The organism is Tahibacter caeni, assembly GCF_024609805.1.
Lineage (GTDB): Bacteria > Pseudomonadota > Gammaproteobacteria > Xanthomonadales > Rhodanobacteraceae > Tahibacter > Tahibacter caeni.
This window is the reverse complement of record NZ_JANFVR010000012.1, coordinates 21,473-35,990: the sequence shown is the minus strand read 5'-3', so window position 1 is coordinate 35,990 and position 14,518 is coordinate 21,473. Positions and strand designations below refer to the sequence as shown.

Below are 14,518 nucleotides of genomic sequence, written 5' to 3'. Positions count from 1 at the left end.
CTGGCGATCGGTACATCACTGGAAACCGGCGCTGCAGGTATTCCAGATCCTCTTCGGCGAGGAACGGGTACCTGTCCATATGTAACCGTGGTGGCAGTTACACACTTGGATTGACAGACCCCGATCAGCTCCATCATGTGCTTGCTGCGCTGCTCGTCGCGGTAGCGCCGCACCATGTCGTAGATCGCTTTCTCTGGGACGGACGACGGATTCCGAAATGCGTCCTCCATGCCCTTGGGAAGCTTCACCTTCCCACCGTTCTGGCGCACCTCGAACAGCCGCACGAAGTCCTCGATCGAGAGCCTCGCGCCGAACTTGCGGACGAATGAGTGGTAGTCCTGCCACACCATGGCCGAGTAGCACATTGGCGTGCTCCTTCGCGAAGTCGGGATCTACGGTAGCGGACCAAACCGACCAGCGTATCGCGCGCGGTCGTGCTCAAAAGGCCGCCACCCGAGCGGGGTGTAGGCGTGGAAGTCTTGAATCACGTTATCGCCGGGCTGAGTCGTTTGCCGGTCGACAAACTCGCCGCTATGTAGGTTGCCTGCGCGTGGACGGGGCCATGCTCGAAAATGTACAAGTATATATGACAGCGTTCGTCTTCATCAGGACGCGGAGCATCTTCGCGCGATAGGTCGTAGAAGTCTCTCGGGCAAGTTCCGGCCAAAGCATGCACTCCACAAAGGAACGCGCGTGATCCGGTTTCTACGCCCAGCGCGGCCCCGTATTCAACATGCGACAGCAAATAGTGCTGTCCCATTGCTGTCCCGAGATGCAAGGGTGTGCGCAGACAGATTCTAAGTGCTTGATTTCATGGCGCGCCCGGAGGGATTCGAACCCCCGACCACCGCCTTCGGAGGGCGGTACTCTATCCAGCTGAGCTACGGGCGCGTGGTGTCGGTGTAGCGGGCAGTTGCCGGCGGTAGCGGGCCGGAATCGCCGGGTGCCGGCCGCGATGCGGTCGGCGGGACGGCTGCCGGCGTGGGCCGGCGGCGGGTCGGGCCGGATGGCGCAGACCGGCGCGCATCATAGCCGGCTGGCCGGCCGGCGGGCTAGCCCTGAGCTTCCGTGGTCGCGGAGCGGCCGTTATACTTGCCCGTCTTTTGTCCGTGCCGGGAGCTTCTCCGGCCCCAGCCGCCGCTAGGAAAGGTGTTCCGTGAGCAGCCCGATTACCAAGACCGACCTGGAGTTCCTGAAGCGCTTTTCGATGCTGATCGGCGTGCTCGCGCTGATGGCCGTGGCTTTCATCCTGCTGGCGCATTACCTCTATTCCAAGCACCCGGCTTCGACCAGCCCGAACGCCGAGAAGGTCGTGACGGATCGTCTGGCTCCGGTCGGCGAATCCTATGCCGGCGATACCGGCCGCGCCGCGATGCTCGCCGCCGAAGAAGCGCGCAAGAAGGCCGCGGCCGCGCAGGTCGCCTACGGCGGCACGACCGACGGCAAGGTCATCTACGACAATCTCTGTGGCGCCTGCCACAAGTCGGGTGCCGGCGGCGCGCCGCGTCTGGACGACAAGGCGAACTGGGCGCCGCGCGTCGCGCAGGGTGTCGATACGCTGATCAAGCATGCGACCGAAGGCTTCACCGGCAAGGCCGGCGTGATGCCGCCGCGCGGCGGCAATCCCTCGCTCAACGACGAGCAGGTCAAGGCCACGGTTCACTGGATGATCGACCAGGTCAAGTAATCTGCCGCGACGGGTGCAGCCGCCGGCCGCGGCGCTCCTGGTCTCCGCAGCGACAGGCAATCCCTCGACACCGCCGCAAGGCGGTGTCGTCGTTTCAGGGTACGGCCGCTTTGCGGCAGAGCCAACGAGCGCCGGAAGCCGCCGCTGTCCGTCGCCGGATGCGACATCGCCCGTTCCGTCGACTTCGCGAGCTCCTCGCCGCCTCGCCGACGTCGAGCAGCCGCGCGACTTGGGCACGGGTCGTGAGCCGAGGACGTCGGGCCAGGACCTGCCGCAGTCGTTCCGGACGCATTCGCGTAGCTCCTGAGTTTTTTCAGCGGCACGAGCCCGGAGGCCGGAATCCGGCGTGCTCATCGCCGGAGCGCGATGCATTGTCCCCAGCACGCGCAGCGCGGCGCTCGGGGCGACCCGGCCGGCTGCGTCGAGCGTGGCCGGATCCTCGCTTCCGGCTCAGCCTTGAGCCTGTCGCAGCCAGTCGCGCGCGAACTCGCGCAGCTGCGGAAAGAATTCCTCGAAGCCCTGCTGCAAGGTCGCATCGGCCGCCTGCAGCACCGGCAGCGCTTCGTGTAGAGGATTGGCACGGCTCAGCCGCGTGCCGATGCCGGCCAGCGCGCGGCCGACGGCCTCGGCATCGGCGTAGGCCGCGGGCAGGCCGTTGCGCCGCATGGACGCGACGAAGCCGCGCATCGTCGGCGGCAGTTCGTCCGCGTGGCGCAGCAGCAGCGCGAGCACGTCGTCGGAGAAGCGGTCCAGCGGCGTCGCGCACCAGCGCGCGAAGTCGCGCGCGAGCAGGTGGTCGAACCAGACATCGAGCAGAATGCCGGCGTAGCGTCGGAACGGTGCGACGAACACGCCGCGCAGGCCGGCGACGACGGCATGGCTGTCGGTGTAGACGTCGACGGCGCGGTGCAGTCGTATGCCGAGCTCGACGCCGCGGCGCAGCCCGGCCGGCACCGGACCGTGCACGAAATCGCCGAGCAGGCTGCCGAGAATCAGGTCGGGCTCGTCGCCGGCCAGCACGGCATGGGCGAGATGATTCATGCGGCCAGCATAGCGCAGGCCTCGTGGCGGGCCGGTGCAGGACGATGCCGCGGCCGTGCCGGTTGCCGGGAAAGGAGGAGGTTTCTTGTTCCAGCTCGAAATCGTCGACGACGCATCGGTTCACTGCCGCGTCGAGTTCCAGGGCCGCGTATGCGGCGACCACGCGCGAGGACCGCGCCGGCTGCCGCGAGCTGCGTCTGCCGGATGCGACGTTCACGCTCGCCTGCAACCACCGCGCGGCCGCACGGGCGCGCGGCCGCGACGGCTTCCTGCACGGTCTGCTGACGGCGCTGCGGCCCGACCGCAGCTACCGGCTTGCGTGCGGCGACGTCGCGCTCGCCGAGCTGCGCAACGTCGTGCACTGGGGCCGCGGCAGCCATCTTGCGCTGACGCTCGCGGACGGCGCGCAATGGACCGTGCAGGGCGCCGGCGCGCTGCCGAGCCGGCTCGATCTGCTGGCCGACGGCCGTGTCGTTGCCGCGCTGCAGATCGAGGGCCTGCTGCGCGCGCGGCTGCGGATGCCGCCGCTGCCGCTGCCGGCCGGCGTCGCGATCGCGCTGGGCTGGCTCGCGCTGCAGGTCTACGGCAACGATCCTCACGGCAGCGACAGCGGCGGCGACTAGTCGCGTCGTCACGGCCGTTTCGCTCGCCGCGCCGAGGACGCAGGCGGGGTCTCTGCCGCGAGTTGTTTCGGGACCGGGGCAATTCGTGAGCCATCCGGAAAACCTCTCCTGCGAGAGGTGAAACGCGCCCGCCGGGAATCCTCGGTTCCGGGGCGTCCCGAGCGCCCGGCGTGCTGGATGGGCACGAGTCTCAGCCCCGGTTTCCAGCGCTCGGTCATGCGCTCTCCACATCACCCGAGCCGGCACTTGCCGCGCGATGCGGCAGCTGCCGCGACCGTTTCCGGCGCCAGCCGGGTTCGGAGCCGATGCCCGGCTTGGATACAATCGACCGATGACCGACCTCGACTCCGCTCCTTCTTTCCCCGCCGCCTCGGGCGCGCTGAACCTGCCGGGGCCGGCCGGTCTGCTCGAATGCCTGGTCGACCTGCCCGAGCAGGACGCGCGCCGCGGCACGGCCGTCATCTGCCATCCGCACCCGCTGCACGGCGGGACCATGCACAACAAGGTGGTCACGATGCTGTCGCGCTCGCTGGTCGAGCTCGGCCTGGCCACGGTGCGTTTCAATTTCCGCGGTGTCGGCGCCTCGGCCGGCCACTACGACGAAGGCAACGGCGAGACCGACGACCTGCACGCCGTCGCCGACTGGGTGCGCCGCGAACGGCCCGGCGACGCGCTGTGGCTCGCGGGCTTCTCGTTCGGCAGCTATGTCGCGCTGCGCGCGGCCGCGGCGCTCGCGCCGCAGCAGCTGATCCAGATCGCGCCGCCGGTCGGCCGCTGGGCGTTCGAGACAATCGTGTTGCCCGACTGCCCCTGGCTCATCGTGCAGGGCGAAGCCGACGAAGTCGTCGACCCGGCCGCGGTGTTCGCCTGGGCCGCGAACCTGCCGAAGACCGTGCAGCTCGTGCGGATGCCCGACACCAGCCATTTCTTCCATCGCCGGCTCATGGACCTGCGCGGCGCGATCAAGCACGGCGTCCGCGACAACCTGCCGCCGCTGCAGGCCGCGTGAGGTGACGGTCACGGCGCTCTATCTCGCCGGCGTGCAGCGCGGCGAGTGGCAGGACGATGCCGCGCAGCGCGCGGTCCTGGTCGAACTCGACCGCATCGCCGCGCAATTGCAGCAGCCCGCCCCCGCCGGCCTGTTCGCGCGGCTGCGCGCGCGCTTCTCAGGGCCGGAAGCGGTACGCGGCCTGTATCTCTGGGGCGGCGTCGGCCGCGGCAAGACGTTCCTGATCGACCTGTTCTACGAGTCGCTGCCGATCGCGCAGAAACGCCGCGTGCACTATCACCGTTTCATGCGCGCCGTGCAGGCCAAGCTGCGCGAGCTCGAAGGGCGCGAGGATCCGCTCGTCGACGTCGCCGCCGAGATCGCCGCGCAGGTCCGCGTGCTCTGTCTCGACGAATTCTTCGTCAGCGACATCGGCGACGCGATGATACTCGGCGGCCTGCTGCGCCAGCTGTTCGCGCGCGGCGTCTGCCTGGTCACGACGTCGAACACCGCGCCGCCGAACCTCTATGCCGGCGGCCTGCAGCGCGAGCGCTTCCTGCCGGCGATCGCGCTGCTGCAGCAGCACTGCGCCGTCGTCGAGATCGTCTCGGCGCAGGACTGGCGCCTGCGCACCTTGACCCAGGCGCGCGTGTTCCATGCGCCGCTGAGCGCGGACGCCGAGCGCGCGCTCAACGACTGCTTCCAGCGCATCAGCCACGGCGTCGCGCGCGGCGAAACCGCGATCGAAGTGCTCGACCGCGAGATAAGCGTGCACCGTCTCGCCGAGGACGTGGTCTGGTTCGACTTCGAGGCGATCTGCGAAGGCCCGCGCGCCGTCGCCGACTACATCGAGATCGGCAAGGACTACGGCACTGTCATCGTCTCGGGCGTGCCGCAGTTCACCCCGATGATGGAAGACGCCGCGCGCCGCTTCATAGAGATGGTCGACGAGTTCTACGACCGCCACGTCAAGCTGATCCTGTCCGCCGCCGTGCCGATCATCGATCTCTACGACGGCTATCGCCTGCGCGCCGAATTCAGCCGCACCGAATCGCGCCTGATCGAGATGCAGAGCGAGGATTACCTGGCGCGCGAGCACCTGCCGTAACGCGGCGAGCCGCGCCGAAACGAGCGGCATAGGTGGCGGTTCGCCGCTGGGCTCTCGGGCAATCCGCACGCGAGCGGCTCGCCCTCGGCAGGAGTGCCCGCGTCGGCGCCGTCTGCGTCGAAAGTCAGGCTCCATCGGAGTGCGCGCTTGGCCTACCATCGGGTTTTTCGCGGAGAACAGCCATGCGCCGACTTTGCCTCGCCCTGCTTGCCGCTCTCGCCCTGCCGTCGCTCTGCGCCGCCGCGGACACGCAGCAGGCCGCCGCCGCGGTCGGCGATCAGGTGCTCAAGTGGCGCCGCGACTTCCACCAGCATCCGGAACTCGGCAACCGCGAGACGCGCACGGCCGAGGTCGTCGCCGATCAGCTCAGGAAGCTCGGGCTCGAGGTCAAGACCGGCGTCGCGCATACCGGCGTCATCGCGCGGCTCAAGGGCGGCAAGCCCGGGCCGCTGCTCGCGATCCGCGCCGACATGGACGCGCTGCCGGTGACCGAGGAAGTCGACCTGCCGTTCGCGTCCAAGGTGCGCAGCACCTATGCGGGCCAGGACGTCGGCGTCATGCACGCCTGCGGTCACGACGCGCACACGGCGATCCTGCTCGGCGTCGCGACCGCGCTGGCCGGCATGCGCAAGGATCTTCCGGGCGAGGTCATGTTCATTTTCCAGCCGGCCGAGGAGGGCTCGCCGCCGGGCGAGGAGGGCGGCGCGAAACTCATGCTCAAGGAAGGCGTGTTCGACGGAACCAGGCCCGACGCCGTGCTCGGCCTGCACGTGTTCTATACCTTGCACGCGGGCCAGGTCGGCGTCCGCGAAGGCCCGCTGCTGGCGGGCTCCGACCGCTTCAAGATCCGCGTGTTCGGCGCGCAGACCCACGGCGCCCAGCCCTGGCGCGGCATCGATCCGATCGTGACCGCCGCCGCGATCGTCAGCCAGGCGCAGACCATCGTGAGCCGGCAACTGGACATTTCCAAATTGCCGGCCGTGCTCACGTTCGGCATGTTCCAGGGCGGCGTGCGCTACAACATCATTCCGGACAAGGTCGAGCTCGAAGGCACCGTGCGCACGTTCGACAAGGACATGCGCGACGACCTGTTCAAGCGCCTGCAGCGCACGGCCGAAGGCGTCGCCGCGGCACAGGGCGCGCGCGTGGAGCTCGAGGCGCCAATGCCGGGTGCGCAGAACCCGGTCACGCGCAACGACGCCGCGCTGACCCGGCGCCTGCGCCCGAGCCTCGAGAAGGCGGTAGGCAAGGACAACGTCGTCGACGTGCCGCCGAACATGGTCGCCGAGGATTTTTCCTATTTCGCCGACGCCGTGCCCGGTCTCTACTTCTTCGTCGGCGTCGTGTCGCCGGGACAAGATCTCGCGACCGCCGCTCCGAACCACTCGCCGAAGTTCTTCATGGATGAAAAGGCGCTCGATGTCGGCACGCGCGCGATGCTCCAGGCGGCGGTCGATTTCCTGCACGGCGGGCCCTGATCGCCGGTGCCGCGCCGCCGCGACGGCGGCGCGGCGAATGTCGTCGACTGCGTTGAATTTTTTAGCCAGTATTCAACGACAGGCGACATCGTGAGTCACCTGGCCGTGGTTCCGCTTCCGCGGGCGGAGGCGGAACGCCGGCCGGCGTTCGGGCGAAAGCTTGCGCGGCCGCGGGCCTGGGGCTGATTTCCCGCCGGGGCGGGCGCCGCGAGCGCCGTTCACGGCCGCACGTGCAGGCGGCGACGAACGTATGGCGGGCGGAACTCGCTCGCGCATGGCAGGTCAGTCAATCGCCGCTTCGCGGCTTGAACTCCGACTTTTCCAGCGACGTACCGGCGGCCTTCGGCTGCCGGCGGCGGCGCGCGCCTGCAGGAAAACCGCCATGTCACGAGGGATTCGTGTCGCGGGGTGGTTGGCCTGGCCGGTCTTCACGGTCGTCGCGCTGTTCCTGCTGTCGCTGGCCTTCGTTGCCGCGACGCTGGGTTGCATCTGCGTCGACTGCGGCGGCTTCAATGCGTCCCGGGCCGGCGCCGAGAAACTCGCGATGAGCATCGAGGCGTTCCGGCTCGACTGCGGCCGCCTGCCGGATCGGCTCGACGAGTTGCCGGAAAGTCCGCGCGATGGCGACTGCAGAGGGCCGTGGTCAAAAGTCTCGGATCTGCGCGATCCGTTCGGCACTCGCTTCGCCTATTGGCGCGCCGACGACGGCCGTACGTTCGAAGTCCGCAGCATAGGACGCGACCGGGTCTACGGAAGCGCCGACGACGTCGCGACGTCGGATTGGGCCTGGCCCTGGCCTCCGCCGTTCTGGCGCCGGCAGGAGTGGAGCTGCGTGATCGCGGCGGCGCCGTGGTTCGCGATCCCGCTCGTGCCGCCGCTGTGGCTCATGGTCGCGATCGTTCGACGCATACGCCGAGCAGCGCGGAGCGCGCCGGTCGCTCCGGCCAGTTGAACGCCGGCGGAACCGGTCGCTGGCCCGCCGATCGAATGACCGCCGCTTCACGGTAATTCGTTCGTCGTCGTTTTTCCCCCTCGGCGTACCGGCGCCGTGCACCTGCGCGCGGGAGTCGCCTCATGTCTTCACCGACCAGCCGCCTCGGCCGCCACCTCGAAACGCTCGTCGCGTTGCTGCTGCTCGCGGCGTTGATCGGAGGGTTCATCGCGAGCCTCGGCGGTTGTGACCTGGAGCGCGGCCGCTATTGGGCCGCGAAGGCCCAGGCGGCGCGGCTCGAAAGCGCCATCGAAGGCTTCCGGCGCGACTGCGGCCGCCTGCCAGATCAGCTCGACGAGTTGTCCGGCGACCCGCGCAACCGTGACTGTTTCACCGCGCCGCAGCGGCCGTCGCAGCTCGTCGACCCCTGGGGCAGTCGTTTCGCCTATCGGCAAGTGGACGGCGGCCGCGCATTCGAGCTGCATTCCGCCGGCCGCGACCGCATCCATGGCAACGCGGACGATGCGACGAGCGGCGGCTGGGACCGGTCCGTGACGCAGCCGGCATGGTCCTGGCGGCGTATCGGCCAGTGGACCGTGCCGGCGACGATCGCCCTGGTGGCGGGCGTCCTGATGCGGCGGCTTGCGGCGATGGCGATGTCGGTCATTCGTCGTTTCCGGCGCTGGCTCCGGCGGACCTGACCGTGCGCCGCCCCTGCGGCGGGTGCCCGAGCGGCGGCCGTCCTGCCCCGAGAACCGCATCGCGCCTGGCTTTGCGGGCCTTTCCGGAGATGGGTTGCAAATTCCGGTACTCGGCCATAGTTCACATCCAGTTGTGTTGACCCTTCGTTGTCAACCTCTATATCTTGTGTTTCGTCGGTTCCCGGTCACGGCCGGGATTAAACGGGAATCCGGTGCAACTCCGGAGCTGCCCCGCAGCGGTAAGCGGAAACGAACGCCGTCATCAGCACTGGCCTGCCCGGCTGGGAAGCGACGGTCACTAGGAGGTTGCGGAGTCCCGCAGCCGCGTCCGCAAGCCCGAATACCTGCCGACAGCCGCGCGTCGCACACCGCGCGGTAACGGCCAGGAGCTCCGCGGGGAGACGGGTCGCGTTGCGCTGCCGGCCGATGGCCGGCGCGGCGCCCGACTCTGACTTCGCACTCCGCACGCCCGAGGGGGCGTGGCTTCGTCCGCGGCCTGGACCGCGGCGTCGCCGTCCCTTCGTTTTGCCGTCCCCGGGACCGGGCGGCGCCGTGCCCCACTCGCACCGGAGGGAGACCATGAGCACCACCGAACACGAAACCGCCGCCGCCGCTCGCACGGCCGCAGCCCAGGCCGACGCGCGCGCGCCGCAGTTCGCGCTGACGCCGCCGCATTCCAGCGGCGTGATGGCCGTGACCAAGCGCAACGGCAAGCGCGAGCCGGTCGATCTGAACAAGATCGTGCGCGCCGTCACGCGCGCGGCCGAAGGCCTGTATTCCACCGATCCGATGCGCGTGGCCACGCGCACGATCTCCGGCCTCTACGACGGCGCGACGACGCGCGAGCTCGACGAGCTGTCGATCCGCACGGCCGCGATGCTGACGGCCGAAGAACCCGAATACGGCCGCCTCGCCGCGCGCCTGCTCAGCGACTACATCGCCAAGGAAGTCGCCGGCCAGGAAATCCACGCGTTCTCGCAGTCGGTCGCGCGCGGCCACGAGCTCGGCCTGATCAACGAGCGCCTGCTGAACTTCGTGCAGGCCAACGCGCGCAAGCTCAATGCCGCGCTCGACGTCGAGCTCGACCGCCGCTTCGACTACTTCGGCCTGCGCACGGTCTATGACCGCTACCTGCTGCGCCATCCGAAGACGCGCAAGGTCATCGAGACGCCGCAGCAGTTCTTCCTGCGCATCGCCTGCGCGCTGTGCGAGGACGTCGCCGAGGCGCTGGAGCTGTATCGCCTGATGGGCAGCCTCGACTACCTGCCGAGCTCGCCGACCCTGTTCAACTCGGGCACGACGCACGAGCAGCTGTCGTCGTGCTTCCTGCTCGATTCCCCCGACGATTCGCTGGAGTCGATCTACAAGCGCTATGCCGACGTCGCGATGCTGTCCAAGTTCTCCGGCGGCATCGGCCTGGCCTATACGCGCGTCCGCGCGCGCGGCTCGCTGATCAAGTCGACCAATGGCCTTTCCAACGGCATCGTGCCGTGGCTCAAGACGCTCGACGCGTCGGTCTCGGCCGTGAACCAGGGCGGCAAGCGCAAGGGCGCGGCCTGCGTCTATCTCGAACCCTGGCATGCGGACGTCGAGGAATTCCTCGAGCTGCGCGACAACACCGGCGACGAGGCGCGCCGCACGCACAATCTCAATCTCGCGAACTGGATTCCGGATCTCTTCATGCGCCGCGTCGAGGCCGACGCGCAGTGGTCGCTGTTCGATCCCAAGGCCGTGCCGCATCTCGTCGACCGCTGGGGCAGCGCGTTCGAAACCGCCTACGAGCAGGCCGAAGCCGCGGGGCTCGCGGTCAAACAGGTCAAGGCGCGCGATCTCTACGCGCGCATGATGCGCACGCTCGCGCAGACCGGCAACGGCTGGATGACGTTCAAGGACAAGTCCAACCGCGCCTGCAACCAGACCGCGAAGGACGGCAACGTCGTCCACCTCTCGAACCTGTGCACCGAGATCATCGAGGTCAGCTCGCAGGGCGAGACGGCCGTCTGCAACCTCGGCTCGATCAACCTCGGCCAGCACATGAACGCCGACGGCTTCGACTTCGTCAAGCTCGCCGAAACCGTGCGCGTGGCCGTGCGCCAGCTCGACCGCGTGATCGACCTGAACTACTACCCGATCGAATCCACGCGCAGTTCCAACCTGAAGTGGCGTCCGGTCGGACTCGGTGTCATGGGCCTGCAGGACGTGTTCTTCAAGCTGCGCCTGGCCTTCGATTCGGCCGAGGCGCGCGAGCTGTCGGCGCGCATCGCCGAGGAGATCTACTATCAGGCGCTGCTGGCCTCGCACGAGATCGCGCTGGAGCGCGGCGCGCATCCGTCGTTCGCCGACACGCGCGCGGCCCAGGGCGAGCTGCAGTTCGACGCCTGGGGCGTGACCCCCGGCGACACGGCGCGCTGGGACGCGCTGCGCGAGAACATCAAGCGCGGCGGCCTGCGCAATTCGCTGCTGATCGCGATCGCGCCGACCGCGACGATCGCGTCGATCGCCGGCTGCTACGAATGCATCGAGCCGATGGTGTCGAACCTGTTCAAGCGCGAGACCTTGTCGGGCGACTTCCTGCAGGTCAACAAGTACCTCGTCGAGGAGCTCAAGCAGCTCGGCCAGTGGACGCCGGAGATGCGCGACCGCATCAAACTCGCCGAAGGCTCGGTGCAGGGCATCGCCGAGATCCCCGAGCGGCTGCGCCAGATCTACCGCACGGCCTGGGAGATCCCGATGCGTTCGCTGATCGACATGATGGCCGCGCGCGGCGCCTACATCGACCAGTCGGCCTCGCTGAACCTGTTCATGGAAAGCCCGAACATCGGCCAGCTCTCGTCGATGTACATGTACGCCTGGAAGGCCGGCCTGAAGACGACCTACTACCTGCGCTCGCGCCCGGCCACGAAGATCGCGAAGACCACGGTCGCCGCGACGGCGGCCGCACCGGCGCCGGCCGCGCCGGCGATCACGCAGCAGCAGGCCGAAGCGGCCGTGTTCTGTTCGCTCGAGAATCCGGAGTATTGCGAGGCGTGTCAGTAAGTCGAAGCGCTGTGCGACGACGAGCCTTCGTTTCATGCCCTCCCTTCTCGGGGAGGGCATTAGCGACGCGATCCTTCCTCGACAGAGATTTCACTGCCAGCGCGCGAGCGCTGCCCCACCGGTACACCGCCATGACTGCAGTTCCGCCCGACATCGATTCCAGCACCACGCCGCGCCTGCTCGACGCAGGCTTCAACCTGACCCTGCGTCCGATGCGCTATCCGCGTTTCTACGACATGTATCGCGACGCGATCCGCAATACCTGGACCGTCGAGGAAGTCGACTTCTCGCTCGACGTCAACGATCTGCGCCACAAGTTCGGTCCGGCCGAGCGGCATCTGATCGAGCGTCTCGTGGCGTTCTTCGCGACCGGCGACTCCATCGTCGCGAACAACCTCGTGCTGAACCTGTACAAGCACATCAACGCGCCCGAGGCGCGCATGTACCTGTCGCGCCAGCTGTACGAGGAAGCGCTGCACGTGCAGTTCTACCTGACCCTGCTCGACACCTACCTGCCCGAGCCCGAGGCGCGCGCCAAGGCCTTCGCCGCGGTCGAGAACATTCCGGCCATACGCCACAAGGCCGAGTTCTGCTTCAAGTGGATGGATTCGATCCAGCAGCTCGGCCGCATCGAGACGCGCGCGCAGCGGCGCCAGTTCCTGCTGAACCTGATCTGCTTCGCCGCCTGCATCGAAGGCCTGTTCTTCTTCGCCGCGTTCGCCTACGTCTATTACCTGCGTTCGCGCGGCCTGCTGCACGGTCTCGCGGCCGGCACGAACTGGGTGTTCCGCGACGAGTCGGGCCACATGGCGTTCGCGTTCGAGGTCATCCGCGTCGCGCGCGAGGAAGAGCCCGAGCTGTTCGACGAATCGCTGCAGGCCGACATCGCGCAGATGCTCGACGAGGCCATCGCCTGCGAGCAGCAGTTCGCCGAGGACGTGCTGTCGGGCGGCGTCGCCGGCCTGTCGCTGAAGGACATGCGCCAGTATCTGGAGTACGTGGCCGACCAGCGCCTCGTGCAGCTCGGCCTGGCCAAGCGCTACCACGCGCGCAATCCGTTCGCGTTCATGGATCTGCAGGACGTGCAGGAGCTGACCAACTTCTTCGAGCGCCGCGTGTCGGCGTACCAGGTCGCCGTCGAAGGCGAAGTCACGTTCGACGCGGCGTTCTGAGGACGGCCGCATGACTGCAGTCTCTGCGCCCGCCGGCACGGCGACCGAAGCGCGGCTGATCGAGATCGTGTTTCCCGATCACACCAACCACCTCGGCACCCTGTTCGGCGGCCAGGCCTTGGCCTGGATGGACAAGGCCGCGTTCGTCGTCGCGACGCGCTATGCGCGGCGCACGGTCGTGACGGCGCGCTCAGAGCAGGTGGATTTCCGCCAGCCCGTGCGGCAGGGCCAGCTCGTCGAGCTCGTCGCGCGGATCGTCGCGACCGGACGCAGCTCGATGCAGGTCGAGGTCGACCTGATCGCCGAGGATCCGCTCAGCGGCGACGCGCGCCTGTGCACGCGCGGCCGCTTCACGATGATCGCGCTCGATGCGCACGGCACGCCGACCGCCGTCGTGCCGCTGGCTGCGCCGGCGCCGTGATGCCGCTTCAGCGCACCGGCCCGCAGGCCGGATGCGGCGCCTGCAGCGCGGTAGGTGTCGCGAGATCGGGCCGGTCGTACGGAATGTAGGTTTCCCAGAACCACGGCATGCAGGTGTCGCCGAGCACGGCGTCGTTGAGGTACTTGAAGATGCCGCGCGCGTTGTCGCTGTTGCTCATGATCAGCAGGCCGAGCCTGCGCTCGCCGATGAAGGCCGAATAGTTGTTCCAGCCCTCGTCGGAACCCTCCTTGAAATTGACCACGCCATACGGCGAGACGTAGCGGCCCCAGCCCAGCGCATAGGCGAGGTCGATCGCGCGATTGTCGTCGCCGGTCTCGGGCGCGAGGGTCGGGAACTGGCGCTTGGAATCGATGCGGACCTGCGCGCGCAGCAGTTCCGTGCGCGCCGCGGCCGAGAGACCGTCGCCGCGCACGACCGCGGCGAGAAACGACGCAAAGTCGGCCGGCGTCGTGTCCATGGAACCGGCGGCGCGCACGCCGCGACGCTGGCGATGACCGAGCGGCTTGCCGGCCTTGTCGTAGCCGATCGCGACGTTGCCGGCGAAATCCTCGCGCCAGGTCATGCTGCTGCGGCGCATGCCGTAGCGGTCGTAGACGCGCTGCTGCAGCAACTGGGCGAGATCCAGGCCGAGCCCCTGCTCGATGACGAACTGCAGCAGGTTGATGCCTTCGCCGGAATACGCATAGCGCGTGCCGGGATCGAACGCGAAGGCGAGCTTGCCGTGCTCGTCGTAGCGGCCGTCGGGCAGGAAGAAGCGGAAATTCGGAAAGCCGCTCGTATGGCTCAGCAGCATGCGCGGCGTCAGCCGGCGCCAGCGTTCGTCGCCGGCGAGGTCGGCGTACTTCTCGTAGTCGGGCAGCGGCTTCGGAAGGTACGCGGCGATGGACCGGTCGAGATCGAGCTTGCCCTCGTCGACGAGCTGCATGACGAGCCAGGCGAACATGGCCTTCGTCAGCGAGGCGCCGTACATGACCGTGTCGGTCTGCAGCGGCAGGTCTTGCTCGCGATCGCGCAGGCCGTAGGCCTTCAGGTAGGCGACCTCGCCATCGGCGATCACCGCGAGCGCGAGCCCGGGCACCTGCGCCGCCTGCATGAGCTCGGCGACTCTGGCGTCGAGCTGCCGCACGTCGAGCGTGCGGGCGTCGGCGCGCCGCAGGGTCTTAGTCGGAGTTCCGGCGCAGGCGCACAGCGAAAGCAGCAGGACGGCGGCGAATGGCAGGCGCATCGGACGGCGCTCCGGGACGGGACACTGCTCGGATGCTCGCGCGACGCCGCGGGTTTAAGCCGCTGGCGGAAGTCATGCCGGGACCG

The 14,518-nt window shown here is 68.5% G+C and carries 12 protein-coding genes, 1 tRNA gene, 1 pseudogene and 1 riboswitch; of the genes and pseudogenes, 10 read left to right on the top strand and 4 right to left on the bottom strand.

Features of this window, described 5'->3' with window-relative positions:
* Together NON22_RS02340 and NON22_RS02335 are read right to left on the bottom strand one after the other, a co-directional pair.
* Positions 1 to 365 (bottom strand): annotated as a pseudogene (locus tag NON22_RS02340) (hypothetical protein); the annotation flags it as partial.
* A 449-nt stretch (positions 366 to 814) separates the two neighbouring features.
* Positions 815 to 891 (bottom strand) — tRNA-Arg (locus NON22_RS02335).
* Positions 892 to 1,168: 277 nt separating this feature from the next.
* Between NON22_RS02335 and NON22_RS02330 the strand changes: the two genes are divergently transcribed.
* Positions 1,169 to 1,687 (top strand): c-type cytochrome, encoded by a 519-nt coding sequence (locus NON22_RS02330; RefSeq protein WP_257385287.1) that lies wholly within the window; start codon positions 1,169 to 1,171, stop codon positions 1,685 to 1,687.
* Positions 1,688 to 2,137: 450 nt separating this feature from the next.
* Here the strand turns inward: NON22_RS02330 and NON22_RS02325 are convergent, their stop codons facing one another.
* A complete protein-coding gene (locus tag NON22_RS02325) occupies positions 2,138 to 2,728 on the bottom strand; it encodes an acyl carrier protein phosphodiesterase (RefSeq protein ID WP_257385285.1) in 591 nt (196 codons plus the stop codon).
* Positions 2,729 to 2,790: 62 nt separating this feature from the next.
* On the opposite strand from NON22_RS02325, the gene NON22_RS02320 reads away from it, so the two are divergent.
* The 9 genes from NON22_RS02320 to NON22_RS02280 all read left to right on the top strand — a co-directional run bounded on the left by NON22_RS02320 (position 2,791) and on the right by NON22_RS02280 (position 13,186).
* Positions 2,791 to 3,351: a hypothetical protein gene (locus tag NON22_RS02320; RefSeq protein ID WP_257385284.1), complete on the top strand. Its 561-nt coding sequence runs from the start codon at positions 2,791 to 2,793 to the stop codon at positions 3,349 to 3,351.
* Positions 3,352 to 3,682: 331 nt separating this feature from the next.
* Complete coding sequence (locus NON22_RS02315) at positions 3,683 to 4,360, top strand: alpha/beta hydrolase (RefSeq protein WP_257385283.1); 678 nt, start codon at positions 3,683 to 3,685, stop codon at positions 4,358 to 4,360.
* A 1-nt stretch (position 4,361) separates the two neighbouring features.
* Complete coding sequence (zapE, locus tag NON22_RS02310; RefSeq protein WP_257385282.1) at positions 4,362 to 5,447, top strand: cell division protein ZapE; 1,086 nt, start codon at positions 4,362 to 4,364, stop codon at positions 5,445 to 5,447.
* A 182-nt stretch (positions 5,448 to 5,629) separates the two neighbouring features.
* Positions 5,630 to 6,925, top strand: coding sequence for an amidohydrolase (locus NON22_RS02305; RefSeq protein WP_257385281.1), 1,296 nt, complete (start codon positions 5,630 to 5,632; stop codon positions 6,923 to 6,925).
* Between the two features lie 382 nt (positions 6,926 to 7,307).
* The gene (locus NON22_RS02300; protein WP_257385280.1) at positions 7,308 to 7,877 is read left to right on the top strand and encodes a type II secretion system protein GspG; all 570 of its coding nucleotides are present in this window, start codon (positions 7,308 to 7,310) and stop codon (positions 7,875 to 7,877) included.
* Between the two features lie 122 nt (positions 7,878 to 7,999).
* Entirely contained in the window at positions 8,000 to 8,557 is a 558-nt protein-coding gene (locus NON22_RS02295; protein WP_257385279.1) for a type II secretion system protein GspG, read from the top strand.
* A 158-nt stretch (positions 8,558 to 8,715) separates the two neighbouring features.
* A riboswitch (cobalamin riboswitch) is annotated at positions 8,716 to 8,924 on the top strand.
* Positions 8,925 to 9,244: 320 nt separating this feature from the next.
* Positions 9,245 to 11,593 carry a ribonucleoside-diphosphate reductase subunit alpha gene (locus NON22_RS02290; RefSeq protein ID WP_257385286.1) on the top strand — a complete coding sequence of 783 codons (2,349 nt, stop codon included), beginning with the start codon at positions 9,245 to 9,247 and terminating at the stop codon, positions 11,591 to 11,593.
* Between the two features lie 131 nt (positions 11,594 to 11,724).
* Positions 11,725 to 12,765: a ribonucleotide-diphosphate reductase subunit beta gene (locus NON22_RS02285; RefSeq protein WP_257385278.1), complete on the top strand. Its 1,041-nt coding sequence runs from the start codon at positions 11,725 to 11,727 to the stop codon at positions 12,763 to 12,765.
* Between the two features lie 10 nt (positions 12,766 to 12,775).
* A complete protein-coding gene (locus NON22_RS02280) occupies positions 12,776 to 13,186 on the top strand; it encodes an acyl-CoA thioesterase (protein WP_257385277.1) in 411 nt (136 codons plus the stop codon).
* Positions 13,187 to 13,193: 7 nt separating this feature from the next.
* Here the strand turns inward: NON22_RS02280 and NON22_RS02275 are convergent, their stop codons facing one another.
* Positions 13,194 to 14,432 (bottom strand): serine hydrolase domain-containing protein, encoded by a 1,239-nt coding sequence (locus NON22_RS02275; protein ID WP_257385276.1) that lies wholly within the window; start codon positions 14,430 to 14,432, stop codon positions 13,194 to 13,196.
* Positions 14,433 to 14,518: the final 86 nt, after the last annotated feature.

Coding starts and splice junctions, on each gene's coding strand:
- NON22_RS02315 (WP_257385283.1), top strand. CDS start 3,683: ATGACCGACCTCGACTCCGCTCCTTCTTTCCCCGCCGCCTCGGGCGCG.
- NON22_RS02275 (WP_257385276.1), bottom strand. CDS start 14,432: ATGCGCCTGCCATTCGCCGCCGTCCTGCTGCTTTCGCTGTGCGCCTGC.
- NON22_RS02280 (WP_257385277.1), top strand. CDS start 12,776: ATGACTGCAGTCTCTGCGCCCGCCGGCACGGCGACCGAAGCGCGGCTG.
- NON22_RS02290 (WP_257385286.1), top strand. CDS start 9,245: ATGGCCGTGACCAAGCGCAACGGCAAGCGCGAGCCGGTCGATCTGAAC.
- NON22_RS02285 (WP_257385278.1), top strand. CDS start 11,725: ATGACTGCAGTTCCGCCCGACATCGATTCCAGCACCACGCCGCGCCTG.
- NON22_RS02295 (WP_257385279.1), top strand. CDS start 8,000: ATGTCTTCACCGACCAGCCGCCTCGGCCGCCACCTCGAAACGCTCGTC.
- NON22_RS02325 (WP_257385285.1), bottom strand. CDS start 2,728: ATGAATCATCTCGCCCATGCCGTGCTGGCCGGCGACGAGCCCGACCTG.
- NON22_RS02300 (WP_257385280.1), top strand. CDS start 7,308: ATGTCACGAGGGATTCGTGTCGCGGGGTGGTTGGCCTGGCCGGTCTTC.
- NON22_RS02305 (WP_257385281.1), top strand. CDS start 5,630: ATGCGCCGACTTTGCCTCGCCCTGCTTGCCGCTCTCGCCCTGCCGTCG.